Genomic DNA, 25,873 nt, shown 5'->3' on the forward strand with positions numbered 1-25,873 from the left:
GTGCCGGAGCTGCAGCATCCTTTTTGCAAGTGGCAAATCACCCCGTTCCCGGCTACGCATTTCATTAGTCCAGCAAGAACAACAACACCTGACGCTTCCCCTATGAACTCGCTGCGACATACAAATGGACTTCAACTACTGTGGTCTGCATCCTTGCTGACAGTGTCACTTGCTGGATTTAGCTTTCCCTGGACATCCCGTTTCTACCTCGCTCCGTTTGGATATCCGGCGTTGGCCCCCTGGTTGTTCATCCCGCTCTTTCTCGCTTCGTTTCACGTATTCGTTCGTTGCGCTGCCGCTGAACTTGGCTGGCAGATACCGCAGCGTTGGATCAAGCGAGTCCACCCCATCTTGCTTTGCTTGCTCGTTTGTTTGCTTTTGCCTGCTCCTCCCGCAACCAAATTAGGGTTGGGGCTTGCAATCGCTGTTACCGCGGCCTGCATAGTGTGGGCTGCGTATGCTTTGCGATCTGAAAGGAATTCACAGGTCATACTCCCCAAAAAGCAAACCGAGTGACGCCCCGTCTGCTCTGGAGCGAAGGTAGAGACCATTGGCCGGTTGCTCCTCCCGCTAGGACCGGCTCTACAGCCTTGCAAGCATGCGTCTAGCGTCAATCAGCGTTCCCGCCACACGGGACGTGCGATGGTACCCAGCGTTGCTCCCCCCCGCTTAGTTCCAGCCATCGCTACCTATTTTCTAATCTACCATTTTTTGACCTTTGATTTTTTAACCTTTCCTCGACAGTCTCCTGTTGCGCTGACGGTATCACGGGGCCTCACACCGAATCAGCCAGCTAACCATGCGACAAATCGTCGTTACAAGTGGCCGCCTCTGCGGATCGAGGCACATGTTAGACAGAAAGCTCGGCGACACAAAGCGACACGACTCACACGAGCCCCCGAAATCTTAACAATCGTGTGACGGCGAAGGCTGGAATGAGAGTGGGAGAGCTGACGCGGGCTACGAAACATTGCCACAAAATCGAGTACGCGCAGAACGGTCGCTGAAAACGCATTCGTCAGCCCTGCTCGATGCAACTTTCACCAATGGTGTAAAGAGTCAAATATTGTGATCCAGAACGCATAAACTTGTAGCAAACCGCTTCCTCAAAGCGTATTCTTACATCGGAGTAACGCCACCACTGAGCGTCCGACTAACGGATAGATGGTATTACCAATGGAACATCAATCGCCCATCCTCCCGTACGTGTACCGTTCGTTACGAGTGCTTACTTTTTAAAATGGCTTCAACATGACAAATGCAACTGGACTTTTACGTTCGTTAGGGATCATGCTGGTCGCATTGTTGATATCGACTCCCGTCAATGCTGCCCTGATTACAGGATTCACGATCGAGGCGACTGGCACCGTCGCACCTGGACCATCGTACCTGCGTAGCTTTGATGCAAGCGGTGCAATAATCTCTGGCCCGATTGACCTGGGGATCGGCGTGTATGGATTGACGGTAGGCCCAAGCGACTCGCTTTACGCCTTCAAAAATTCAGGGCCGGACATGGGGCTGCTTCGGATCGACGCATCGACCGGACAGACCACAGCGCTTGGATCATCGATTTTCTTGCAATCGATTGACTACAATCCCGCCAACAACACTCTTTACGGCATCGGCGGGGCCGCTGGGGCAGATAAGCAACTCTACTCATTCGATCTAACCAGCGGCAATGCGAATCGCATTGCAACTCTTACCGGACTTACCAACGCGTTTGACGTGCAGCGATTGGCGATTCGATCCGACGGTGTTGCGTATCTCGCCAGCTTGTCTAGCACCGAGGTAAGTTTTGGCACCTTGAGTCTCACCACAGCAGAATTTCAGCGATTAGGCACAACTTCCAACGTCGGCGAGTTCGGCGACCTCGCGTTCGATTCGGCTGACGATCTATTTCAACTGAGCGGTGGAAAATTATTCCGTGTAGACCAGTCGACCTTTGCAAAAACCAATGTCTCCTCGGTCGCTGGAGGAGCTGGGCTAGCGTTTGCGGCAACAAGTGTTCCCGAGCCATCGCTCGCTGGCTTGCTGGGCACAGCGACAGCCTGGATATTCTGCGTCGGTCGTTTCAGAAAGAACGCTTGGGGCCGCGAATCGGACAAGCCTTAATAGGGGCATCTGGCAACAAGGCCGCCTGCCGTTTGGCTCATTATTTCGGCTCGACGTAGTTGTCGTATCCCTCGCCTTCGGATTGAGCTTGATACTCTTCGATCGCACCTTGATCGAGCCCACTGGAAACCGGAGCGGCCTCTTTCTCGGCACAACCAATCGAGAACACAAGAAACAAAGAACTCAATAACAACACGGATCGCATCATTCTGCTCGCCTTTCTAAAACAAAAAAATATGGAATCGAGCCCACAAAGACTCGAACCTTAGGAGTGTCAACACAATGTTAAAAATTACGACTCACTTGGCATTGCGTTCTCACGGTTCAACAAATCAATCGCAAGGAAGTGAGTGCTTTGTCAGGGCAAGAATCCAGGGGGGCTCGTAGCGGAAGTCACACGCGGCTTTCTTTGCATTTGCCGAACGGGTAATTACCGGTTCGGGCCGAAACTCTCGACGGCTTGTTGATTTAATGAAGTTTCCTGCGGCAAGGGGTGCATGATGGACTTTCTAGTCCGTCAATGGCGCATTCGACGGACTAGGAAGTCCATCGTACGAATAAAACAACAAGCCGTCGACGAGTTCCGCTACCCCTAAATTCAAGCTGCCACACAGCAGTCGAAGTAGCGGGCCCAGTTCAACTCGGCCCGCTTCCACCAAGCCTCGGTCCCATCGCTGAAGACCGAATCGCTGAAGACCGAGGCGTTTCGTTTTCATCTAGGAATGACAATTCACTAGAAATCCAAGGTGATGGTCTCTTTCGAAGCTCGAGTTCCCAAAGCGCCCCACACACCGTATTGACTTTGCAGACCGACTGCGGGCGATCCGCTTCGTGTATCGGGCTGTGCCGCCGTTGACGTTCCCGCTTCGATCGAATCGGTGATGAATTTGACCGCACCGTCCCCCATCAAAACATGGCAACCGCCTTGATGGCGACTCGACGGCGGTGCTACCGCATCGCGACGGTCGTCCTTCTCCGAGCACAATGCCTTGTTCGGTGGCAGAATGGTAAAGATGCACGAGTAAACGGGCATGCGATCGGCCCAGCGGTATCCTCGACCGAAGTTCGTGTTGACGGTTGCCGCAGCAGGCCAGAACTGAGGGCGAGCGGGATCGACTTGCTGCTGCCCGTAGGTAGGATCAAGTCGACATTGGTTCTTTTCATTTGGCGCCCCATAGGGATTATTCGTGGGCAACGACGTGCGAGCGTCTTTGTCGCCCAAATCGGTTGTCAATTCGCCCATGATGATCGTGTTGGCCAAACCATCGAGAATGTCACGAAATGCCGTTTGCCGTCCCGGCATGAACGCACCGCGATAAGCAGCATTTGCGGTCGATGCCGTACCGGTGGTCCCCGAATACGGATAGGTCGCACCGCTGGCGATCGTCGTGATGTTGAGGTAACTGTCACGGCTGCCGACCGCCGAATCCCCTAAGCACGCGCCATAGTTGGTGCGTCCCAGCGCCGGCAATCCGGTTCCTGGGTCACTTGGGCATCGCAGTGCCGGCAATTCGGTCGCCCACGGCAAATACGCGAGCCGGTCTGGCGTCGGTCCCATCGCTGGCCAAATTGCGGGGGTTCCGCCACCGTTGTCCAACGGGTTGCTGATTTGCTCCCAAATCGCTTGCTGTTCAATGAACGGCGTCAAGCCAACCAAAATTGACAATCGGTAGTTATTGGCCGTATTGATGTTATCCCAGTCATTGTTGCTGGTGGCAGTCTGAGTTCCACCACCATGCATCGGCAATTTGTTGTACGCCGAGTGGTAGTTGTGGACTGCCAAACCGAGCTGTTTGAAGTTGTTACTGCAACTCATTCGGCGAGCCGCTTCACGCGCGGCCTGAACCGCCGGCAACAACAGCCCAACAAGCACGCCAATGATAGCGATGACCACAAGAAGCTCGACAAGGGTAAAGCCGTGGCTTTTCGAATTACGAGGAGGCATGAGAGATCCTGATCCTAGATATGGAAAGAAAAAGACAGTGGGTTACTCCAACCACGCGACACAACCCTTTGCTCGCTTGCGGCGATGAAACAGTTGAGTCTGCAAAGGATATAACTCAATTCTCGCGAGAAAGTTTTGCAATACTGTGCATTTTTCAATAAAGAACCGCAAGAGGGCTGCGATTCAACCGTTATGAAATTCTCGGACAGCGGTTTTCGCGGAGTAATGACTGCGCCGGAGAACCCCATTCCGGTCATACCAGACTCCTGAATGCAGACAGACCCCCTCACTGGAGACGCAATTTGCCCCAAGACAGCGGCGCCATCTATATGATGTCCAATCGAACCCCAAATGGGATAGCATTTGGGGGGCTTAGTTCTTGGCCACTGGAACGATCGGATTGACGTCAGATACCGGGGCTACGCTTTTCTTCGGGACGCTGCTGTATCGAGCTCTGCACCGAAAAAGCGGGAGCAGAGTTGGTAGACGGCTTGTTGATTTAATGAAGTTTCCTGCGGCAACGGGTGTATGATGGACTTTCTATTCCGTCAATGGCGTATTCGACGGACTAGGAAGTCCATCGTACGACTAAATCAACAAGCCGTAGAAGAGTTCTGTGCAAGCCGAATTCGCAGCAGGCCACACGTCTTAGCGGCCAAAACCATCTCTATTGAGTCACGACTGCACCAAAAGAGCTAGGCCTCTCGGGGGCATGGTCGTCATGGGTTGGACTGCCCTGTAAATCGACGTGTGCCAGCCGATTCGACCGTAGCACCACGATCTGCCAGAATGAACAGCAACTGCCCCCGTCGTCGACACCGGCGATCATCGGTGATTAAAAACGAAACCGGGGGCAACGATTCCTACAAACACCCCATTTCCGCCTCTGGTTTGAGCGAGAGAGTCTCTTGAAATTAACCGAAGTCCAAGTCGATCGCCTTGTCGGCCCCACGCATCATTTTGGGGGTCTTGGTGTTGGCAATGTTGCTTCGCTGTCGCACGCGGGCAATGTTTCGAGTCCCGCCAGCGCCGCACTCCAGGGGCTCGACAAGATGCGTTTGGTCGCAAGCTATGGCGTACCGCAGTTCATTTTGCCGCCCCAGCTTCGGCCTGATGTGAACTTTTTAACGCAAGTCGGTTTTCAAATTGCCGATGGCGAATCGCTCGAACAAGTGGCCCAGCAAACACCGACCGTTCTATCTGCTGCAATGAGCTGTTCCGCGATGTGGACGGCGAACGCCGCCACGGTTTCGCCCGCAATCGACAATCGTTTTGGTTTGCCAGCGATGACCGTGGCGAATCTAGACGCCAGCATGCATCGAGCGATCGAGGCCGAGTCCACGACGCAAGAACTTCGCTGTCTTTTTCCCAAAACCAAGGTCCTGCGGCCGCTTCCCGGCGGCGCCGCGATGCGTGACGAAGGGGCCGCCAACCACATGCGATTTGGCAGCGATCAAAATGAACCTGGAATTCATTTGTTCGTCTACGGTGACGGCGATCCCGCGGCGAAACGTTTTTGGCCTCGTCAATCACTGCTCGCGTGTAAGGCGATTGCAATTGGGCAGGGACTCGATCCGGAAAACACCTTTTTGGTCAAACAACATCCTGATGCGATCGATGCGGGAGCATTTCATAACGACGTCGTTGCGGCGAGTCACCACGACTTGTTGATTCATCATGAGCGGGCCTTTTACGATCCGGACCACGTGATCTCGCGAATGGCCGATCGCTACCAACAATGTTTTGGCCGCCCGCTACGGCGAGTGGTCGTAAGCGACACCGATCTGCCACTCGCCGATGCTGTTCGCACCTACTTGTTTAACAGTCAATTGATCAGCCCCGCGGCGGAGAACGAGACCGCAGTGCCGCCGGTTCTGATTTGTCCATCCCAGGTGCAACAGCATACTCCGACGCGGACGCTGGTCGAATCGTGGATCGGCGAATCGAAATTTTTCAGCGAGGTACGCTATGTCGATTTGAATCAGAGCATGGCCGGAGGCGGAGGGCCGGCATGCCTCAGGCTTCGGATTCCGCTGACCCCACCTGAACTGCAGCAATGTGACTCGCGTTACCGGTGGACCGAAGAACTCGACCAACGTCTGCGACGAACCATTAGCGAGTTCTATCCGACGCGAGTTTCGCCAACGGATCTGGCTTCGGCCGAATTGATTTCCAAATCGCGACAAGCTCACTCGGAAATTGCTAAACTATTCCAGTAGAACGACTTGCGGCCATGCTGCCGCAGCTCTGCCGAGGGGATTCCCACCTTTTTTGAGGAAACCTCCCTAACATTCTTTTCTCGGTTTCGTTGTCGAAGATGAAACCCACGTCTATCTCCTATCGCTAATCTCATCATCATGCCGGATCACGCCCCAACTCAGTGGCCCGCCGAAACCATCAGTGCATTGGTGGATCGTTTTGAGCGACCGCTGTTGGCGTATGCGTCACGGATGCTTGGTGGTGATTGGCAAGAGGCTCAGGACGCGGTGCAGGAAACGTTTCTGCGGCTGTGTCGCGAAGATCGTCAAAAGATCGAATCTCGCATCGCAGCTTGGCTGTTTTCCGTATGCCGAAGCCGAGTCATTGACATGCAAAGAACCAAACATTCGACGCCGATTGACGCGTCAAAAGTCTCGCTCGCCGACCCAGCCCCGGACGTGTCCGAAGTGGCCAGCGACGAGGAAGCTCGCCATCGACTTACCGAGATGGTGGATCAATTGTCACCGCGACAACAGGAAGTACTGCGTTTGCGGATGCAGGCCGGATTGAGCTACCGCGAGATCGCCGAGGTGACCGGATTGACGGTCAGCAACGTCGGCTTCCATCTGCACGAAGCGGTTCGCAACCTACGCAACTCGCTGGCGATGAGCTAAACGCGAAAAGGTGTCCAAGCTCTTTTTTGCAAAGCTTCCGATCCATCCACAATAAAACACTGAGTTCTAATATGTCTGAATCCATCTGGAATGATCCTCGGATTACCGCTTACGTGCTTGACGAGTTGCCCGCCGATGAGCGTGCCGCTTTCGAAAGCGAAATGCAATCCAATCCCGAATTAGCCGCGGCGGTCGAAGAAGCTCGCGGCGTGACGAGCAAGCTTGATTCGTTGTTCGCATCCGAATCGACGCCACCGCTGGACGCCAATCGCCGCGATAAGATCATCGCCGGTGATCATCGCCCAACGTTTGTAACGACCCAACCGAAACGAGCATGGTACCAACTTGGCACCGTAGAGCTTGTTGTGACTGCGGCAATCGTCTTGATCATCGCTGCGATCGCGATCCCAGCGAGTATGTCGCCCAAAATTGCGATGAACGGTGACGCTGTGGCTGATCCCCAAGAGGAACCGACACTCAGCCAAGAAGACTACATGCGAATGGCAACGAGTGGGCAAGAACAAGACGAAGAGATCGTCGAGCTATCGGCAGATTCGCTCGGTGGCGAGAGAGAGTTGACGCCTCATGATGTGGCCGACGCCAGCGGATTTGCTGCCGCCGAAGCGGCGGCACCAGCAACGTCTCCGATGGCAACGGCGCCAATGTCAGCCGCAGCGATGTCCGCCGATTCCGCATCCGATCAGTTTCACAGTCGTGCAGAAGCAAAACGCGATGCAGACACAGCTCCCCCCCAAGTCGCGATGCGATCGATGCTGAAAGAATCTTCTGCGGACCAAGGTGGGGAAGGTTCGGAGCAAGCGGGAGCATTAGGGATGTCCCCGCCGCCATCCATATCATTGCAAGACACTAGCGGATTGCGAACGGCGGCGGAGCCGAAGCCCGAAAAGTCAAGAGGATACCCACTTGACAAAAAATGGAGCCAGATTGCTCCTGCGGCTCCAGCAGCTGAGGATCCTTTTGGAGCCACTAACTCGGATCTCTTTGCGGAAGTGGAGGCCGCACAAACCGAATTTGCCCCAGGTGGAATGGCGATGGGCGGATCGCAGAATGAGTCCAACGATCGTTTGAAAAGGGGAAGAAGCGGAGGTATGGGGATGGATATGCCTGAGAGTCCCTCACCGAGCGACCGCGAATCCCAATCTTCTGATCTCAGCGATGGTATGGCAATGCTAGAAGGCGGTTATGGGCTGCCTAGCGATACATCAACACTCCCTTCATCCGAGGTCAGATCGAATCGAGATAATAACATTCCGAGATTGTCCAAGGCCGTCACGACGCTTGAAAAAAAAGGGCAGACAACCGCAGGTGGATATGGGCTTCCGATGGATACGGTGCCCTTGAACACCAGATTGGGATCCGAGCTGAAACAGTCGATTCCTGGTTTGCCCAAAGCCATCCAATTGCTGGACGAAGAGGTTCGCAACCCTGAAGGCGTTGGTCCTGGAACCCCAGGTGACCAGTTTGACGTGATCGAGGACAACCCGTTCCGGCGTGTTTCTGAGCATCCACTAAGCACGTTTTCAGTCGATGTCGACACCGCCAGCTATAGCAAGGTGCGTGATTTCCTTGTTCGTGCAAACCAGCTGCCACGACCCGACGCAGTCCGCATCGAAGAGATGATCAACTACTTTGACTACAACTACGATCCGCCCGCCGCCGACGCGGAACATCCTTTCGCGGCACGCGCGGTCGTGACCGAATGTCCTTGGAATCCACAGCATCGATTGGCCCGGATCGCGCTGAAGGGAAAAGTGATTGAGCAATCTGATCGACCGCGCTGCAACTTGGTGTTCTTGCTGGACACCAGCGGTTCGATGAACCAAGCCAACAAATTGCCGCTGGTCCAAGACGGCATGAAAATGTTGTTAGAGCAATTGAACGAGAACGACCGAGTGGCGATCGCAGTCTATGCCGGATCGGCCGGATTGGTACTTGATTCCACGAAAGTGAAAAACGGCAAGAAAGTTCGCAAGGCGCTGACGCAGCTCTCCGCCGGCGGCAGCACCAATGGCGGTGCCGGCATCGCCTTGGCCTACCAAGTCGCTCGCGACCATTTCATCCCTGACGGTGTCAACCGCGTGATCCTGTGTACCGATGGCGATTTCAACGTCGGCACGACCGGTACCGACGCACTGGTACGCATGGTGGAAAAAGAAGCCAAGGGAGGCGTCTTTCTGTCGGTGCTCGGGTTTGGCATGGGCAACCATAACGATTCGATGCTCGAGCAAATCAGCGGCCGAGGCAACGGCAACTATGCCTTCATCGACAATGAAAAGGAAGCTCGCAAGGTACTGGTCGATCAAACCAACAGCACGCTGGTGACGATTGCCAAGGACGTCAAACTGCAAGTCGAATTCAATCCAACGCAAGTCAACTCGTACCGTTTGATTGGCTACGAGAACCGAGTGCTGGCGAAAGAAGACTTCAATGACGACAAAAAGGATGCGGGCGAGATTGGGGCGGGGCATAGTGTCACCGCACTGTACGAAATCGTCCCCGCAGGCTCCGAACCGGACGCGGCCAAACCCAAGGTCGACGACTTGAAGTACCAAGCCAAGGTCAAACCAACCAAGGCGGCACAGAGTGACGAAATGTTGACAATCAAGCTGCGTTACAAACAGCCCGATGGCGACACCAGCACCTTGGTCGAGTTTCCGGTGACGGACGAGGGGGACAGCTTTGACAAAGCCGACAAAGAGACTCGCTTTGCCGCCGCCGTCGCCGGTTTTGGAATGCAGCTTCGCCGCAGCGAGTACAAAGGAAACTGGACGCTCGGCGACGTGGTCCGCGTCGCGGAGGCCAGCAAGGGCGAAGACCGATTTGAATTGAGGGCCGAATTCATTGAGCTCGCTCAAAAGGCGAGTCAACTGATGGGCCAAGAATAAGCCGACGCGAGCGGCGCCCGCGTCAAGGTTCCTCCGACGCAATCACAGCTTTCCTGAAGCCGTGATTGCGTGTTGTTTTTTCATGCTATCGGGACTTCACCACAAACGTGTGTGGAAAACGATCGTGCCAACCTCTCGAGGTTTCTCCAAGAAAGGAGAACGCTTCGAACGGAATGAGCCGCGAGAAAGTGCGACCGAGAATCTGGCCAAATGTGGGTTTGCCTCCCTGTTCGTTGACCACTTTCGTTCCCGTGACCAACTTCCCCAGCGTCCTTGACGTCGTGGCTTCGCACAGAATGTAGTAGATGAGAAATAATGGCAGGCCAATCAAAAAGCCAGGGGTTTGGTTGATAAAGTCCACTCCGTCTTGACCGCCGACCAAGACGATGATCGCCCCAAAGACAAAACTGACCACGAACTGCATGATGTAGTCAATCAAAAAGTTCGCGAGTCGAAGTCCTTTCCCTGCGGGCACGACTTCACCGTCAACGAGATACGCGGCAGGTTCAGCCAATGTCGCTGTGGATGCGGCATAAGGATTTAGTGGTTCATTCATTTTTTCAGGGCTCTATTTCTCGGAGGGGTTTGGGAAGCGGAACAGAGGAATCGATTAACACTTGATCAAACACAGGTTGAGGTGAACTGGTTAGCAAAAAACCACGTTGCTGTTTTCCGTCAATGTACCAGTGAGCGTGTAGACATTCGAAACAAATCACCAGTTCGTAGCGACGGCCGTCCACGATGGCACGGATCCCATGACGCGGACTGAAGCACGCAGCGATCTGTTTTTTGTTTTCGGCGACACCGGCGTCCAAGGCATCCATAAGCGATTGACGAACCGAATCACTCGACACAAGCGTACTGCCTAGCACAGGCCAACGATAGAAGTGATCACCCTGTTCCGCCCCAGACGGCTCGGGAGAAAGCGACAGCACCTCGAACGAGGACGCTTGACGAAGCGAATTCGACGCGTGCTGATAACCATAGGGTGCAGTCAACACCATCACAAACAGCACTACCGCTGTCAGCAAGGCGAAACAGGCAGCGAGTCGTAACTGGTATCTCATTTTCTTATTTTTTATTTGGCGCGTTGCCCCATGATTAGGATCGCCTTGGCGCAGATTTCAGTAAGCCGCGAGGAACTGTGTCCGACACCGGGAACAGTAATAAGCTGAACCCCAGATTCGACCTGATTCTCAGCCGCAAACATCTCCATCTCCTTGACGTAGTGCTGAGCCCGATGCGTTGCGATCCGATCGATCTGCTTAGAACGATCCCGTTGGAAATTCGTCGGTGGGGTAACGCGCGGTGAGCTCACCATCGACAAATTCCATCGGAAGTCCCACATAGCCGATCCGTTGCTTCCTGCCATTTTCGGGAGGCGTTGGCGGCAGCGACTCCTGGTGGCTGAGGCGATAGAAGCCACCTTTGACTCTGAAATAGTGCCAACTCTGATCCGAACCAACGTAGGAAAACGGTTGCCCATTGGCGAATCCGTCCAGTTGGACAAGTGAAACCGTCACGGCAGAATCAAGATCGAACGTCGCCAAAGTCCAGTCAGGCTTGCCAGTCGATTTTATTTTTTCCTGTTCATTCGTCGCCACCGTCGTTGACTGATCGGTTTCGACGATAGCATCGTCGCTCGGTCGCTCGTCGTCCGGTTGCGGTTGAGGTGTCGTTTCCATGCAGCCCATGGCGAACAGTAACAGCAGCACCGGTAGCACAGTTTGTATGCGGTGGATGCCACTAATTTTGCGGTGCATACTCAACCTCTTTTCTTTCAGTCGGGTAATGCTGACGATCAGCCGGTCCAACACCAGCGGGTGCCTTCGGTCAGCATACCAGCCGAGCTGCGACCACGTTCGATTTCGCTGCACGATTCGCGACGGCACACTGGGACGTTACATTGTAAGGTCAACGCACAATGTCAGGCCCCCCAAAACCGGAGCTGCTTTTTTTATGTTCGCGATAACAGGCCGGAGGCCGACACGCCCTCTGCCGGTGGCGTGAGCTACCGGCTAGTGGACGCGGGAAAATAGAGCCCGGAGGGCGACACACTCTGTCGTCATTGTTTCGGCCTCCGGCCTTGTGGCAACAAGTCGCCTCTAAACCGTCGCCTCTAAACCGTTGGCTCACGCCAACGGCAAGTCATGTTTCGGCCTCCGGCCTATTCGCTTGCTATTAAAATCAGCATTCGTTGAAGTTGGTGGAGAGGTGACAGAAAACCGGCACAACCAAACATCATAGAAACCCGATCGTTTTTGCAGCCCGTGACCAACGCCTAGTGCGGGCGGCGGAGGTGGAAAACGAAACGTGGATGGGAATCGGACTACAGGGCCGGCAGCCTGTGCTGCTATTGGTTGAGTGCGAAGAGGACCAGGTTGGCGACGATCTTGGCGGCGTCATCGGTGGGGTAACCGGGGCACTGGACCGAGTTCTGACTCTCCAGTGCACAGCTGATGTCCAGTGGTGAAAAGAAGACACTTGCCATACCGTCGACCGTGGCAAACTCGATCATCGGTGCGCTGCTGCGGCGATCAACCACTTGCCCCGCACCACGGCCAGTCGGTCTGCGGATGGTCACCGACGTGATGTCGAATCCGCCATAGGCACTGGTCAATGCAGGATGCGAACCAGCCATCGTCTCGAGCGTCGAACTCGGTAATAGCAACGCCATTTCTCGGCGAAACGATTTGGCGAACGCTTCGTTGCCGCAAATCGCGGTGCCAATCACAAAGCCGCCGTTTTTAATGTATTCGGCCAGAGCCCGACGTTGGTCCGCGGTCAAATCAAACTCGGTGCGTCCATGCATCCACAACACGGGAACGCCGCTCAAACCGGCCGATTCAATCTGGACCGGTTGATCGGCCGCGACGATGTCGATCGGCACCCGGCGGCGAATCAATTCGGCCGCATTGGGGATCGCTCGCCGAGCCTCCTCGCCGCCGGCCCCCAATGACAACATGGCGACTTCGATCGATCCACGCGTCGGCTGCGGTGCATCCGCAGCGTCCAACACGACCCGTTTTTCCAACTTGTCTTTCAGTTCACGACCAGTGGCATATGCGATCACGTTTTCGCCGATCCGCACCGCGACATCCAATTGTTTTCGCACAGGCTCGGACACCTCGCGACGTGAAAACAACACATCGCTCAATTCCCAGCGACACGACAAAGAATTTGGAACGTAAAACACGGCGGTTCGGCAACACGCTTGAACCCCGTAGACCCAAAAATCCTTGTCGATCAATGGGATCGACGCTGGTGCCACTTCATGCTGGGCAAACCACACCGGATGACTCGGTGGCAATCGGTCCAGCGGCGCTCCGTCGAACCATTTTGCACACAACTCGCGAACGCTCGCTTCGAATCCCGACGCGTCTCCGCAGCCATCGCCCGCTTGGGCTTCGAACAAGATCGTGCCCCCTTGCTCGATATACTCGCCCAAGTTTTCGACCAACTCAGGCGAGAAATTCAGCGATGCCTTGCCGCTGATCACCAGCACCGGCGTCTGCAGCAAATCTTCGACCGACGCAGCGCGGCCCTTATCGTGTTGACCGACGATGGTTTGCCAAGTCAGATCGCGGCCCCAGTCGCGTTCGACATGCCGGACCAATTGTTTGAGTCCCTCGGGGTGCGATTGCCACTGGTTCGCCGGTTGGCTTTCGTATTGCAATTGCCCTGCGACGACTTGGCGTTTGCCTTTGCTGAGAAACAACAACGCGAACGAGGTGGCAATGTCGCGATTGTTTTCCATCACGCCTGTCCCCGACCAAAATCCTTGGAATTGATCATGGGCCTCGAGCAATTGTTCGGCGCCTTCGCGATACCAATCATGACCACCGATAAAGCGTCGTCCCGACAACCGGCCAACACGTTCGAGTGCGTACAGGTAATAGTAAAAGGTCATCGAATCACCGCCCGGATTGACTTTGGTGGTAAACCGATCCCCCAGCCACTGCAGCCCCGCCTGGACGGGATCTTTTTCCGGCGATTCGTTTCCGCAGCACTGGATCGTATCGCCGACGATTTTTGAGCTGCCGGCAGCGGTGCCATCGCGGCCGATGATCATCGATGCGATTCCGGCGCACGTCATACTGCCGGTCGGCGGTTGGCTGCTGCCGTATCCCCATCCGCCGCTGCTACGCTGGATCTTTTCCCAATAGGCGATCGAGCGTTCGAATACAGCCGGGTCAATTTCGATGCCACGATCTTTCGCAGCACCAAGTGCGAGAATGGCGAACTGGGTATTCGAAGGGTCGCCGTTGCCAAGCCCGTTACCGTAGCTCCAACTTCCCGCACGCCCACTGCCCCGTGGGTCGCGTTGCGAATTGATCAACCAGCGAACGTTGCGGCGGATGCGGTCCAGGTCACCGGCGGCACCAAGTTGACAGTAGACGAGCGTTTGCAGAGCGACCGAATAGGTTTCGTTGGGCTCATACAACCGCAGGTACCGCATGGCACGAATCATATCGGGATCGTCACGCGAAACGCCTGCGTTGAGCAGCGAGAGCGTACACAGCGCCGTCAACCCGCACGATTGGCTGCCGTATTCGTTCCATCCGCCGCGGTCGGTTTGCGAACTGCGAAGATAGGCAACCCCGCGATCGATCGCTCGCTGCACGCTGGCCGCGTCAATCTCGGCAGCATACGTAGGACGGATCATCTCGGTAAGCAACAAAAGCGTCGCAAAAACGATCGTTCCGACTTGGCGTCCTCCCGCCATCATCAATACATGTCTAAGATAACTCGACGAGAAAGTTTCCCGTACCTCGGCAAAGGAATGTACGTTTTTCATCATGACTAGTCCTCCTCCTGCACCCAATTCCCCCCCACCGAACCAACCGGCGCGGAATTTAGGTGACGTGTTACGCGAGTTTTCTCAGCATCAGCAAACGATGCGGGCCGAGCTTGCCAAGGTCATTGTGGGCCAATCCGATACGATCGAGCAATTGCTGGCCGCCATCTTCACCCGCGGCCATTGTCTGCTCGAGGGCGTTCCGGGGTTGGCCAAAACGCTGATGGTCAGCACGTTGGCTGAAATCCTTGACGTTTCCTTCAAGCGTATTCAGTTTACACCGGATTTGATGCCCTCGGATATCACCGGCACCCAGGTGATGGAAGAAAACGAGTCGGGGCGACGAAGTTTCCGCTTTGTCCAAGGTCCGATCTTTACCAACATCCTGCTGGCGGACGAAATCAACCGAACGCCCCCGAAAACTCAGGCGGCGCTATTAGAGGCGATGCAGGAGCGGCAAATCACCGTGGGAACGGAAACGTATCCTTTGACGCCTCCCTTCTTTACGATCGCCACGCAGAACCCGATCGAGCAAGAAGGAACCTATCCGCTTCCCGAAGCTCAGCTCGACCGATTCATGTTCAACATCAAAGTCGGCTACCCGACGGCATCCGAAGAAGAACAAATCCTGACAGCGACCACCCGAGGCGAAACGCAATCCGTCAACAAGGTGCTGTCGTCTCGCGCGATTCTAAACATCCAAAAGCTGGTTTCCAGCATCGCGGTCAATCCGCTGGTGATTCGTTATGTCGCACAGCTGGTCCGTGCGACTCGCCCCAAAGACGAAACGGCGCCCCAGTACATTCGCGACCTCGTCGACTGGGGTGCGGGTCCTCGCGCGGGCCAGAACCTGATCAACGGCGGTAAAGCGATCGCGGCGATGAACGGCCGGTTCAGTGTCGATCCGAGCGACATCCAGCGGATTGCCATTCCTGTGCTGCGTCACCGAATCGCGACCAATTTCCAAGCTCAAGCCGAGGGCATGGACACCGACGCGGTGATCGAGCGACTGCTCAAAGACATCCCCGTTCCCGAACCGGAAAAGATGACGAAGTCGTAATCGTGGCCTCACTGCTTTCCCCCGAATCGATCCAACAAATCAAACGACTCGACCTGCGTGCGAGGATGGTCGTGCGTGGATTTTTGCAGGGGTTGCACTCCAGTCCGTTTCATGGGTTTTCGGTCCAGTTCAGCGAACACCGACGCTATAACCGGGGCGACGATCCGAAACTGATTGATTGGTTGGTCTACGCCAAAACGGACAAGTATTACGTCAAACGTTTTGAAGCGGAAACCAATCTGACAGGCTATTTGGCGATCGATTTGTCTAAGTCGATGGGATTTACCGAGAGCCAGAGCATGACCAAGTTCGAATACGCCACCTGCTTGGCAGCGTCGTTGACCTATTTGATGACGATGCAGCAAGACCCGGTGGGATTGTTGACGCTGGGTGAGAAAGTCCGTGCGGAGTTGCCGGCACGAAGCCGACGGGGACATCTGGGCGACGTGATGGCGCGATTGACCCAAATGAAACCCGAGGGCAACACCGATTTAGCGGCGTCGCTGACTCAAGTCGCGGCGATGTTGAAACATCATTCGCTGGTCATGCTGTTCTCGGACCTATTGGACGATTCCGAAGCGACGCTCTCCGCGTTGGCTCGGCTGCGTCATGGCGGTCACGATGTGATCGTTTTCCACATTCTCGACGAAGCCGAAGTCAATTTTCCCTACGACGGTCCGGTTCAATTCGAAGACAGCGAGACCAGCGAGACGATTACGGTGGACGCGACGGGATTTCGCGAAGATTATTTAACGCAACTGAATGAGTTCCGCGACAACTTTCGAGAGCGTTGTGCCAATTTGCGAATCGACTATGTGCCGCTGGACACCAGCATGCCGTTTGACAAAGCGTTGACGGAATACCTGATGCAGCGACAAAAGTCCAAGTAACTTGAAACCAGCGGTAAGACAATCTCGTGACGTTTTTAAATGCAACTCTGATGCTAGGTCTCGCGGCAGCCGCCGTGCCGATCGTGCTGCATTTTTTGTCGCGGCGAGAGCCCAAGAAGGTGGTATTCCCCTCGCTCCGATTTTTGACGCAGCGATACGAGACAAACCGCAGCCGCTTGAAGATTCGTCGTTGGTGGTTGCTAGCGCTGCGGATCGCGGCGATCGCGGCTGTCGCGTTCGCGTTCGCGCGTCCGGTGATCCACCAATCGCTTTCCCTGACTTGGGTGACCATCGGTTTGGTGGCCGCCGCAGGCCTAGGCATGCTGATTTTGGCAGGGATTGCGTTTGCGCGAGGCTTTTCGCCACCGCTGCGTTATGCATTGACGGGCATCGCATTACTGGCATTGTTGTCGGCGATCATTTGGGGTGGTGTGACCTATGCAACCGGGCCACGACCGGCCACCGACATGGCGTCTCCGGTGGCAATGGCAATCGTGATCGACAATTCCGCCACCTCCGGATGGCAGACCAACAACGACAACCGCATGCAGCGAATTGAATCGTTGGCCGAATGGATTGTCGCTCGCGTGCCTCGCAGCAGCCGGATTGCGGTCATCGATCGAACGACAAGCCCTGCGTCCTTTGCACTGGACAGCGCTAGTGCACTGTCACAAATCGAACAAATCAAACCGCTGGCCGTGACGCAGCCGATCACCAGCCGGATAGCCGCAGCGATTGGCCTGGTTCAATCAAGTGACCTTTCGGCACGAGCGGTGATCGTGATTAGCGACCTCAGTGAATCGAGTTGGCAACAGGCGATCGATGACGCCGACACTCGACTATTGTTGGAAACCGAACCCACCGTCAATTTAACGCTGGTGGATCTGGGTGATTTCGAAGGCAGCAATCGTTTTGTTTCTTCGCTGCAAGTGTCCGATTTGACGCCGCCCGCCGCAACGCCCGTATCGGTATCGGCCCGTGTGGGGATCGCCGGTCAAGTGAACGAGAAAGGACAATCGATCACGGCTGAATTGGAAATGTATGACACCGATCCCGCATTGCCTGTGATCCGTGATGGCAAGGTTCAACGTCCGAAACTGCAAAGTGTCGATCGCACCAGCGTGCGACTTAGCGGCAGCGGAACGGCCGAGGTTCTGTTGACCGTGCCGCCGATGCCGGTCGGGACACATCACGGGCAAATCCGTTTGATCGGCGACGACCCGATCGCACTCGACAACGTTCGCTATTTTTCGATCGAAGTGTTGCCGGCGTCCCCCGTGTTGATCGTCAGCGATAGTGAAGAAGAAGCTCGCGTGATGGGCCAATCGATGACCGCGCCGTTAACGATCGATGACCCGAATGCAGAATACCGAGTGGAATCGATTCGCTACCAAGATTTTGCCGTCGTCCGGCTGGCCGATTTTGACGCCGTGATGTTATTGGACCCGCCCAATCGCGCGCTCCAAGATCCGCAACTTGCCCAATACATAGGTCGCGGAGGTGGCGCTTTTATCGCACTCGGGCCGGCGGCCGAGACGACATCCGAGGCTTCCCAAACATGGCCCAAACTCGTCCGTCGTTGGCGAGTGCCCGAACCAGGCTCGTTTTTGCAACCGCTGAATCAATCGCATCCGCTGCTCGCTCCGCTCAGCAACATTGCGGGTGGCGTGCCATGGAACCAATTTCGCATTTTCCAATACTGGCAAATCGAATCACGCCCCCAAGACACGGTCAAACTTCGCCGATTGGCACAATTCGCCGGGACCGAACATGCGTCGCTGGTCGAGCTGACGAACGTCGACGCGAACACGCCGGGCCGCGTTGTGATGATGACCACACCGCTGCCCGCGTTGGCCAATACGACTCGCCGCTGGAACGAACTGTTCAGCGGCACCGATGCTTGGCCCGCTTTTTTGTTGGTTCGCGAGCTGGCCGATTACTTGACGCAGCGTTCAGCGGGCCTGCGTGATTCGTTGGTCGGTCAACCGCACACCATCACCCTCGTCGATTCGGACGCCACCATCGTCGATTCGGACATGGCATCCGGCGGACGCGGCGATAACGCGTCGCCGCTGGTCAATGATTCCGCCCCGACGACGGCAGCGGCCAAACCCGCGGGCGAGCGATTGACGCGTCGCTACCAACTTTACCCACCGGGTGACGACAGCTCGATTCCGATCGATGTCGATATCGACGCTCGACAATTTACGATCACCAACATCAATGCCGCGGGAACGTACTGGGTTCGCGGCCCCGAGCTGCATACCGGTTTCTCAGCGAACATCTCGGATTCCGCCACACGACTGAACCGCGTTGATCCCGAGACGCTCGTCAATTCGTTCTCCAGTGAGCATGTGCGTCTGGTTACCGACCGCGAAGAAATCGATTTACGAGGCGATCAAGACAGCCAACGAGTCTCGCTACATTCCCCGGCGATGCTATTGGCATTGGTCGTGTTTTTGATGGAACAGATTTTGGGGAATCGTTTTTATCGTAAACGCGATAGTGCTCGGTCGTCGATCAAGGCAACGTCCACTGCTGCGGGGGCCACCGCGTGAGTTCGTTTTTGATCGAACCGATCTATCATTCCGCCTTCGTTGCCACTTTGGTTTCGCTGTTGGTCGTGGTGGTTTTGGTCTTGGTAACGCCACCAACCGAGAATCCGAAACAGCGTCGATGGTTGATTGGGCTTCGTTTTCTTGCCGCCTTTATTTTGATGCTGGCGATATTTCGGCCTGGCTTTGTCCAAACCGATACACGACCGGCCGAAGCAACGTTGGTCGTGGCGGTGGACACATCGCGAAGCATGACGTTTCCCGACGACGACCGCGGCGACCGATGGACGCATCAACAACAGGCATGGCAACAACTCGCCGAAGGACTCAGCACGCTCGACGAATCGATGAGCGTGCGTTTGCTTGGCTATGACAAAACGGCGAGCGAACTGGAAAACACTCTCCCCTCGGCACTGGACAACCGCGTCCCCACGGGCGATTTAACGGACTTGGCCGCCGCCGCGACGGCGGCCATCGCAGCGGCTCAAGGCCAACCGCTTGCAGGCGTCGTGATCATGGGCGACGGTGCCCAGACGGCTCCCATTGATGGCACCGGAGCCGAACGCATCGCACAGATGCTGAAGACATGGGGCGTCCCGTTGTGGACCATCCCGATCGGGCCGGCTGGAGGGCAGTCGGCTAACCGCGATGTTGGGATCGACGCATTGCCCGAAAGTTTTCAGCTGTTTGCCAAGAACGAATTTGACGTCAATTCTCAAGTGCAGTTACGCGGGTTGGCTGGCACCGAAGTGCCGCTGCGTGTTCGCTGGATCGATGAAAAAGGAAACTCGACCGTCGCAGCGGAGCGACAACTCGTTGCCGAAAAAGCAAACGAAGTCAAAGGAATGTCGCTGCAAGTCATCGCTCCGGCACCGGGTATCTATCGATTGAATGTCGAAGTCGATCCGGTCGAAGGCGAATTGGTCACTTCCAACAATTTGCAAACCGCGTTTGTGAATGTTCGCGAAGGAGGCGGGCGGATTTTGTATCTCGAAGGGGCACCGCGGTTAGAGCAAACCTATCTTCGTGCGGCGCTGAGACGGTTTCCCGATCTCGATTTGACTTACCAGTGGATCCCGAGCGATACGTCGGCGCGGTGGCCGATCGGGCTGCGTGATTGGTTTCAAAAAGGCAAGTTCGATATCTATATCATCGGCGACTTGGATGCCGATGCGATTGGCCGCGAACAATTATCACAGCTGGCACAATCGGTTTCCGACGGAGCCGGGTTGGTGATGCTGGGCGGTTACCACAACTACGACGCCGGTGGTTACGCGAACTCGCCCTTGGCAGATGTGTTGCCAGTGGAAATGGATGCGTCGCGTCGCATTTCGATCCAATCCGACGAAGTTGACAATCCGCGTTTACAGATCCCCGGCCCCATCACGATCAAACGATCGCGTTCGCATCCGATCACCAACATCGGTGGCGACGATCCTGATGCGACCTGGTCGACACTGCCCCGTTTGCTGGGGGCCAACCGCTTTGTCGGTCCCAAGGTTTCACCTGGGGTCCAGGTGCTACTGGAAACCGCCGACAGCGATCCATTGTTGGTGGTCGGTGAATACGGACGCGGGCGGACCGCAGCGGTCGCGTTTGATTCGACTTGGCGGTGGTGGCGTGAAGGCCGCAGCGAAGCGTATCGACGGTATTGGCGTCAATTGGCGTTATGGCTACTGTCGCGAGAAGAGGACTCGGGGGACCGCATCTTTATCGAACTCGATTCGCGACGGTTTGCCAACGAATCGGAGATCGGTTTCCGCGCTCGGTTGAGCTCGCTGACGGACGAACCGGCCCAGGTCAAATTGACTGCAGCGATCATTGATGAAAACAATCGAATCACAGCAATCACGGACACTGCAAGTTCGACCGTGGCAGGCGAGCAAACCGTCTCGGGGATGATTCCCAACTTGGAACCAGGCTACTACCGGCTGCAGGTCGCTCCGGCTAATCAAGATGCAAAAATCAAAGCGGAGACATTGGCATTTCAAGTGATTGACCAGAGTCGTGAAATGTTGATGCCGATGGCCGACCCCGGTTACTTGCGTCAATTGGCTGAGATTACAAAGGATCACGGGGGAGCCGCGTTTTCGCACGAGGAGATCGACCAATTGATCCAACAGATCGCCGAGCGTCGTCATCAAGCCGAAGCGCCGGTGGTCGAGAAACAGATGCTCGGCGACGATCCCGTTAGCGGATGGCTACTGTTTGTGTTGTTCGCCGGTGCATTGTCGACCGAATGGTATTTGCGGCGGCGGTGGGGTTTGGTGTGATCGCTGCGTATTCCATTGTCGCTGATCGCTCCGCGATCTTGGCGAGAGGCGGAATGGATTCAGCTACTACAACAAATTTAAGGTGGGTAGTATTGGTTGCTTTAGCACTACGCGGGGCGTTCGGCATATACCGGTGAAACGTCGATCCATTTGTGAGCCGACGGCGCTTGCCGCGGGCCGCTAAAGCTATGGTATTGACGTTGGATATTGGGAGTGAGTTTTTCTTCCGCGGCAGTTACCTCTCCACCGACGAAGTCGGGGGAGAGGTGGCAGAAAACCAGCGCACCCAAAAATCACGACAATACCAAAGTTTTAGCGCCGTCGGCTCAGATCATAATATGGAATGACTCATATGCACCTGCTTCGCTTCACGTTTTGATCGCGGGAGCGATCAACGACATTAGTTCACGCTAAATTTAGGCGGGAACGGCTCGTCGTCTTGCGAACGCCCATCACCGTCCTGTTCTTCGGACGAAACCGTGTGCAAGTTTACCTTGCCACTGCGGAGCAAGCGGACCAATTCGGCCGCTCGATCATCGACGTCCGCGATCGCCAACAACCGCAGCTTGGCTTCGATCTCAAACGGCAGCGTGTACGAGATGATGTCGGTGATCGGGCCCAGCCCCATCTGTCCCGCCATCAATTCATGCAAACTCTTGGACGCCTGCTTGCTGGCCGGGATGATCGTCGCAAATGCCTCGAGCAGTTCTTTTTTCAATTGAGTTCGGTGCTCGGCGCCGATCGGCGGGTAGAAGTCCGAGCGAACGTCGACTTCGGCCATGCGAAATGGACGTCCCGCATCGATTTCGCGAGTGATAATTGCTCGCTTCACTCCGACCAACAAAATGTTGTGTTGGTCGTTCTCTAATTCGGCGTGTGAGACGATTCGGCCAATACAGATCGTGGTGGCAATCGGTGGCTGCTCATTTGGCATGACCGCGATGCCCCCCGTCAGCGTTGCCATCGCGATCAAACGATCCGAAGCCAGCGATTCACGAAGCATCTCGCAATAGCGGGGCTCAAATAGATGCAAGGGCTGCATCGCGTGCGGAAACATCACTAACTCGGGCAACGGAAACAGACGCACTCGACCATCAAAATCGTCCGGCAACTGAATCACATCGTCTAAATTATCCATCTGCTTTTCGCACCTTTTTCCTGTACGAGCCCCTATCCGACGAGCTGCCTAGCGTGATGTGTTTGCGAGACATGCTACATCTGCCGTAGCGAAAGTCGCAAAGACTTTCGTAGATCGCTGTCCCAAGCAAAACTCTTGGCGAGTTTCGCTACGCTCATTTTATCATCAAACATAGCTTTTTTGCTACGACTCTCGCTTGCTACCCCATTCTAGGTCAAATTCAAGGGCGGATGCGAGGACCTTGGGGGGGGCGTCAAAAGCTACGCATCCGTCAGCATTCGCGAAAATTTCGTGGAGCAGTCGAGAACGATCCGGTTGAAATCATTGACGTCACCTGGGTCGTCACCGACAATTAGCAGTTCCGGTCGATGCCACTTCACACCCCACACTCCTATCCGCACGGATTGAAAATGCTTCTTTCGGGTGAAGAAATCAAGCGAAAGCTCAACGACACGATCCATATCGATCCGTTTGACGAAAGCCGAATCAATCCCAACAGCTACAACCTGACCCTGCATCATGAGTTGTTGGTGTACGAGGAGGTGATCCTGGATGCCGCGACGCCCAATCGCTATCGCCGGCTCGAAATTCCCGCCGAAGGGATCACGTTGCAACCGGGGCTACTGTACCTCGGCCGCACGGTCGAACACACCGAAACCAAAGACACGGCGCCGATGATCCAAGGCCGTAGTTCGCTTGGACGCTTGGGTTTGTTCATCAATCCAGGCGGCAGTCTGGGCGACGTCGGTTACTGTGGCACCTGGACGCTCGAGATGCACTGCGTCCAACCGGTGCGGATTTACGCGAACATGCAGATCTGTCAAATCTATTACTTGCAGGTCCAAGGCGAATGCGGCGGTTACGGCCCCGGCAAGTATCAAAACAGCTGCGATATCCAGCCCAGTTTGATGTACCGTGAACTCGGTGGCGACGATCACGACGGACAAATGGAACTGAATTTCGACGAACTGCTTCACGAGTCGCGTTAGGCTCGTTCACTGATTCGTTGATCACTCGGGTCGCGGAATTTGTATCCAACACCACGGACGGTTTGTACGACGTCGGCGTGGGTATCGAGTTTCTTTCGCAGCGAGCGAACGTGCACGTCGATCGTTCGCTCTAACACCAATGTGTCTTCGCCAAGCGCGACGTCGATCAACTCGCTGCGTGAAAACACGCGGCCGGGTTGCCGCAGCAAGCACTCGAGCAAACGAAACTCGCTACGTGTCAAATTCACGACGTCGTCGTTGACGGTCACTCGGTAGCGAACCGGATCAATCGCAACCCCTTGGCTTGCGATCAACTGCACCGCTGCAGATTCGTTGTCGCGTCGACAAAGTGACTTGACGCGTTCGAGCAAGACTTTGACGCTAAATGGCTTGGTCACATAGTCATCCGCGCCGAGCGCGAAACCGATCAATTGATCCGATTCCTCTGCCTTGGCCGTCAACATCAAGATGCGAGTATTCTTGGTTGCCGAATCCGCACGCAGTCGTCGGCACGCTTCGAGCCCATCGAGCACCGGCAACATCAAGTCCAAAATGATCACGTCCGGCAACTTCAATCGAGCCTGCGTCAGCCCGTCTTCGCCATCGTGAGCCACGTAAACCTCGTAGCCTTCGCGTTGAAGGTTGTAGGTGACGACCTCGGCCAAGGAACGATCGTCTTCGATAATCAAAACAGTGGTTTTAGCCATAATTCTTTCAGCTTATTTAGCAATCTTTTTCGTAACGGAGCAATGACGAACGATTTCGCCATCCACCAAATAAATTGCATCCTCAGCAATGTTGGTCGCGAGATCAGCGATACGCTCCAAATGGCGAATCGCCGAAAAACAATGGAGCGCGGCAGCCACAAACTGAGCATCTTGCTGCATCGTCAACCGCAAACGATTGATCAAATCGGTATTGAGCGCATCGACTTCGTCGTCGCGTAGAATCACGCTTCGGGCGATGTCGGTATCCATGTTGACAAAGGCGTCGAGCGCTTCACGCACCATGCCGCTGACCTTCGTCACCATCGGGCCGACACCGTCGGGAATGACAAAGCGAGGATAGTCTTTGACGCCGAGTGCACGCTGTGCCACGCTGACGGCCAAATCCGCGATCCGCTCCAAATCGTTGTTCACTTTGATGACGGTTGCAATTCGGCGAAGATCGATTGCGACCGGATGGTGAAGGGCCAGCATCTTCAAACACTCTTCCTCGATTGCAACCTCTTGCTGATCCACCTCTTCATCATCATGGATCACTTTTTCAGCTAGGTCTGTACGCCCATCCTGTAGTGCCCGCCCGGCGTTACCGATCATTTCCTCGACGACCGCCGAAAGTGACAAAATGTCACGATGCAGGTGGTCCATGTCGCGGTCTAAGTGTTTTGTCATTTTGAATTAACCAAATTTTCCGGTGACGTAGTCTTCCGTCTGTTTTTGATCGGGGCGAGTAAAGATTTGATCCGTCGTTCCAAACTCGACCACGCGTCCCTGATAGAAAAACGCTGTCATATCGGAGACTCGCGACGCCTGCTGCATGTTGTGCGTCACAATCACAATCGTGTACTGCTTGCGAAGCTCGTAAATCAGATCTTCGATACTGCTTGTCGAAATCGGGTCCAGTGCCGAACACGGCTCGTCCATCAAAAGCACTTCGGGGCCGGTGGCGATGGTCCTTGCGATACAGACCCGTTGCTGTTGACCGCCGCTCAATCCAAGTGCCGGTTTGTGCAAGCGATCTTTGACTTCCTCCCACACGGCAGCTTTACGCAGCGCCCACTCGACCAAATCATCCAACTCAGACCGCGAGATGCGAAGGTGCAGCCGCGGACCATAGGCCACGTTGTCGTAGATGGTCTTGGGGAACGGATTCGGTTTCTGAAACACAATCCCGACCTGACGCCGCAAATCGACCACATCGGTGCTGGCCGCCAGTACGTCTAGATCGGCCAACGAGATCTTGCCTTCGGCACGGGCCGTCGGAACGATGTCGTTCATCCGATTGATCCACCGCAACAGCGTCGTCTTTCCACACCCGCTTGGTCCAATCAGCGCGGTCACGCGATTCTTGGGAATGTCCAACGATATATCATACAACGCATGATAGGCCCCATAAAACGCATTGAAGTCAGCAATGCGAATCGCGGGCTGGGCGTCCTCGGGAAGCGGTTTTGTATCGATTGCAGTCGAATCCTGGCTAGTAACCACCACGGAATCCTCGTCACGGGATTCATTCACGGGGTTCGGCTTTTTTAGGGAGGCGGTCATCTGTTTATCTGCACTTGTAAACGAGTCATTCGCCACGCACAACCGTTGGACGCCTGACGAAAAG

General features: G+C 55.3%; 20 protein-coding genes. 9 read left to right on the top strand and 11 right to left on the bottom strand.

Annotated elements, in window-relative coordinates; translation table 11 throughout:
• Positions 1–1,251 precede the first annotated feature (1,251 nt).
• Positions 1,252–2,112 (top strand): hypothetical protein, encoded by an 861-nt coding sequence (locus tag ABEA92_RS03435; RefSeq protein WP_345682387.1) that lies wholly within the window; start codon positions 1,252–1,254, stop codon positions 2,110–2,112.
• A gap of 40 nt (positions 2,113–2,152) precedes the next feature.
• On the opposite strand, the gene ABEA92_RS03440 is transcribed toward ABEA92_RS03435, so the two are convergent.
• The 3 genes from ABEA92_RS03440 to ABEA92_RS03450 all read right to left on the bottom strand — a co-directional run bounded on the left by ABEA92_RS03440 (position 2,153) and on the right by ABEA92_RS03450 (position 4,057).
• A complete protein-coding gene (locus ABEA92_RS03440) occupies positions 2,153–2,320 on the bottom strand; it encodes a hypothetical protein (protein ID WP_345682388.1) in 168 nt (55 codons plus the stop codon).
• Positions 2,321–2,621: 301 nt separating this feature from the next.
• Complete coding sequence (locus tag ABEA92_RS03445) at positions 2,622–2,828, bottom strand: hypothetical protein (protein ID WP_345682389.1); 207 nt, start codon at positions 2,826–2,828, stop codon at positions 2,622–2,624.
• Positions 2,829–2,845: 17 nt separating this feature from the next.
• Positions 2,846–4,057 carry a DUF1559 family PulG-like putative transporter gene (locus tag ABEA92_RS03450; RefSeq protein WP_345682390.1) on the bottom strand — a complete coding sequence of 404 codons (1,212 nt, stop codon included), beginning with the start codon at positions 4,055–4,057 and terminating at the stop codon, positions 2,846–2,848.
• Between the two features lie 908 nt (positions 4,058–4,965).
• On the opposite strand from ABEA92_RS03450, the gene ABEA92_RS03455 reads away from it, so the two are divergent.
• The 3 genes from ABEA92_RS03455 (at position 4,966) to ABEA92_RS03465 (ending at position 9,836) form a co-directional block, all read left to right on the top strand.
• Positions 4,966–6,276 (top strand): N-succinylarginine dihydrolase, encoded by a 1,311-nt coding sequence (locus ABEA92_RS03455; protein ID WP_345682391.1) that lies wholly within the window; start codon positions 4,966–4,968, stop codon positions 6,274–6,276.
• Positions 6,277–6,414: 138 nt separating this feature from the next.
• A complete protein-coding gene (locus ABEA92_RS03460; RefSeq protein ID WP_345682392.1) occupies positions 6,415–6,930 on the top strand; it encodes an RNA polymerase sigma factor in 516 nt (171 codons plus the stop codon).
• Between the two features lie 71 nt (positions 6,931–7,001).
• Positions 7,002–9,836, top strand: a complete 2,835-nt coding sequence (locus ABEA92_RS03465; protein ID WP_345682393.1) for a YfbK domain-containing protein — start codon at positions 7,002–7,004, stop codon at positions 9,834–9,836.
• A gap of 85 nt (positions 9,837–9,921) precedes the next feature.
• On the opposite strand, the gene ABEA92_RS03470 is transcribed toward ABEA92_RS03465, so the two are convergent.
• The 4 genes from ABEA92_RS03470 to ABEA92_RS03485 all read right to left on the bottom strand — a co-directional run bounded on the left by ABEA92_RS03470 (position 9,922) and on the right by ABEA92_RS03485 (position 14,637).
• Positions 9,922–10,392 carry an RDD family protein gene (locus tag ABEA92_RS03470; RefSeq protein ID WP_345682394.1) on the bottom strand — a complete coding sequence of 157 codons (471 nt, stop codon included), beginning with the start codon at positions 10,390–10,392 and terminating at the stop codon, positions 9,922–9,924.
• A 4-nt stretch (positions 10,393–10,396) separates the two neighbouring features.
• Complete coding sequence (locus ABEA92_RS03475) at positions 10,397–10,903, bottom strand: hypothetical protein (RefSeq protein ID WP_345682395.1); 507 nt, start codon at positions 10,901–10,903, stop codon at positions 10,397–10,399.
• A 198-nt stretch (positions 10,904–11,101) separates the two neighbouring features.
• Complete coding sequence (locus tag ABEA92_RS03480; protein WP_345682396.1) at positions 11,102–11,650, bottom strand: hypothetical protein; 549 nt, start codon at positions 11,648–11,650, stop codon at positions 11,102–11,104.
• Between the two features lie 539 nt (positions 11,651–12,189).
• Positions 12,190–14,637 carry a DUF4159 domain-containing protein gene (locus ABEA92_RS03485; RefSeq protein ID WP_345682397.1) on the bottom strand — a complete coding sequence of 816 codons (2,448 nt, stop codon included), beginning with the start codon at positions 14,635–14,637 and terminating at the stop codon, positions 12,190–12,192.
• 64 nt (positions 14,638–14,701) lie between these two features.
• Here ABEA92_RS03485 and ABEA92_RS03490 point away from each other — a divergent pair, with 64 nt between their 5' ends.
• The 4 genes from ABEA92_RS03490 to ABEA92_RS03505 are packed head-to-tail and all read left to right on the top strand — an operon-like array spanning position 14,702 to position 21,412.
• Positions 14,702–15,694: an AAA family ATPase gene (locus ABEA92_RS03490; protein WP_345682540.1), complete on the top strand. Its 993-nt coding sequence runs from the start codon at positions 14,702–14,704 to the stop codon at positions 15,692–15,694.
• A gap of 2 nt (positions 15,695–15,696) precedes the next feature.
• Positions 15,697–16,584, top strand: a complete 888-nt coding sequence (locus tag ABEA92_RS03495; protein WP_345682398.1) for a DUF58 domain-containing protein — start codon at positions 15,697–15,699, stop codon at positions 16,582–16,584.
• Between the two features lie 26 nt (positions 16,585–16,610).
• Positions 16,611–19,142: a BatA domain-containing protein gene (locus tag ABEA92_RS03500; RefSeq protein WP_345682399.1), complete on the top strand. Its 2,532-nt coding sequence runs from the start codon at positions 16,611–16,613 to the stop codon at positions 19,140–19,142.
• Positions 19,139–21,412, top strand: a complete 2,274-nt coding sequence (locus ABEA92_RS03505) for a glutamine amidotransferase (protein ID WP_345682400.1) — start codon at positions 19,139–19,141, stop codon at positions 21,410–21,412. The genes ABEA92_RS03500 and ABEA92_RS03505 overlap by 4 nt, the downstream gene beginning before the upstream one ends.
• Positions 21,413–21,812: 400 nt before the next feature.
• Here ABEA92_RS03505 and ABEA92_RS03510 read toward each other — a convergent pair whose 3' ends face one another.
• Positions 21,813–22,550 carry an LON peptidase substrate-binding domain-containing protein gene (locus tag ABEA92_RS03510; protein WP_345682401.1) on the bottom strand — a complete coding sequence of 246 codons (738 nt, stop codon included), beginning with the start codon at positions 22,548–22,550 and terminating at the stop codon, positions 21,813–21,815.
• A 410-nt stretch (positions 22,551–22,960) separates the two neighbouring features.
• Here ABEA92_RS03510 and ABEA92_RS03515 point away from each other — a divergent pair, with 410 nt between their 5' ends.
• Positions 22,961–23,539, top strand: coding sequence for a dCTP deaminase (locus tag ABEA92_RS03515; protein ID WP_345682402.1), 579 nt, complete (start codon positions 22,961–22,963; stop codon positions 23,537–23,539).
• On the opposite strand, the gene ABEA92_RS03520 is transcribed toward ABEA92_RS03515, so the two are convergent.
• The 3 genes from ABEA92_RS03520 to pstB are packed head-to-tail and all read right to left on the bottom strand — an operon-like array spanning position 23,536 to position 25,809.
• Positions 23,536–24,246 carry a response regulator gene (locus ABEA92_RS03520; protein WP_345682403.1) on the bottom strand — a complete coding sequence of 237 codons (711 nt, stop codon included), beginning with the start codon at positions 24,244–24,246 and terminating at the stop codon, positions 23,536–23,538. The two genes, ABEA92_RS03515 and ABEA92_RS03520, sit on opposite strands and share 4 nt — an antisense overlap.
• 12 nt (positions 24,247–24,258) lie before the next feature.
• Positions 24,259–24,933, bottom strand: a complete 675-nt coding sequence (gene phoU / locus ABEA92_RS03525; RefSeq protein WP_345682404.1) for a phosphate signaling complex protein PhoU — start codon at positions 24,931–24,933, stop codon at positions 24,259–24,261.
• A gap of 6 nt (positions 24,934–24,939) precedes the next feature.
• Positions 24,940–25,809 carry a phosphate ABC transporter ATP-binding protein PstB gene (pstB, locus tag ABEA92_RS03530; RefSeq protein ID WP_345682405.1) on the bottom strand — a complete coding sequence of 290 codons (870 nt, stop codon included), beginning with the start codon at positions 25,807–25,809 and terminating at the stop codon, positions 24,940–24,942.
• Positions 25,810–25,873 lie beyond the last annotated feature (64 nt).

The organism is Novipirellula caenicola (assembly GCF_039545035.1).
Lineage (GTDB): Bacteria > Planctomycetota > Planctomycetia > Pirellulales > Pirellulaceae > Novipirellula > Novipirellula caenicola.

Coding starts and splice junctions, on each gene's coding strand:
- ABEA92_RS03435 (WP_345682387.1), top strand. CDS start 1,252: ATGACAAATGCAACTGGACTTTTACGTTCGTTAGGGATCATGCTGGTC.
- ABEA92_RS03440 (WP_345682388.1), bottom strand. CDS start 2,320: ATGATGCGATCCGTGTTGTTATTGAGTTCTTTGTTTCTTGTGTTCTCG.
- ABEA92_RS03445 (WP_345682389.1), bottom strand. CDS start 2,828: ATGAAAACGAAACGCCTCGGTCTTCAGCGATTCGGTCTTCAGCGATGG.
- ABEA92_RS03450 (WP_345682390.1), bottom strand. CDS start 4,057: ATGCCTCCTCGTAATTCGAAAAGCCACGGCTTTACCCTTGTCGAGCTT.
- ABEA92_RS03460 (WP_345682392.1), top strand. CDS start 6,415: ATGCCGGATCACGCCCCAACTCAGTGGCCCGCCGAAACCATCAGTGCA.
- ABEA92_RS03465 (WP_345682393.1), top strand. CDS start 7,002: ATGTCTGAATCCATCTGGAATGATCCTCGGATTACCGCTTACGTGCTT.
- ABEA92_RS03470 (WP_345682394.1), bottom strand. CDS start 10,392: ATGAATGAACCACTAAATCCTTATGCCGCATCCACAGCGACATTGGCT.
- ABEA92_RS03475 (WP_345682395.1), bottom strand. CDS start 10,903: ATGAGATACCAGTTACGACTCGCTGCCTGTTTCGCCTTGCTGACAGCG.
- ABEA92_RS03485 (WP_345682397.1), bottom strand. CDS start 14,637: ATGATGAAAAACGTACATTCCTTTGCCGAGGTACGGGAAACTTTCTCG.
- ABEA92_RS03510 (WP_345682401.1), bottom strand. CDS start 22,550: ATGGATAATTTAGACGATGTGATTCAGTTGCCGGACGATTTTGATGGT.
- ABEA92_RS03515 (WP_345682402.1), top strand. CDS start 22,961: ATGCTTCTTTCGGGTGAAGAAATCAAGCGAAAGCTCAACGACACGATC.
- ABEA92_RS03520 (WP_345682403.1), bottom strand. CDS start 24,246: ATGGCTAAAACCACTGTTTTGATTATCGAAGACGATCGTTCCTTGGCC.
- phoU (WP_345682404.1), bottom strand. CDS start 24,933: ATGACAAAACACTTAGACCGCGACATGGACCACCTGCATCGTGACATT.
- pstB (WP_345682405.1), bottom strand. CDS start 25,809: ATGACCGCCTCCCTAAAAAAGCCGAACCCCGTGAATGAATCCCGTGAC.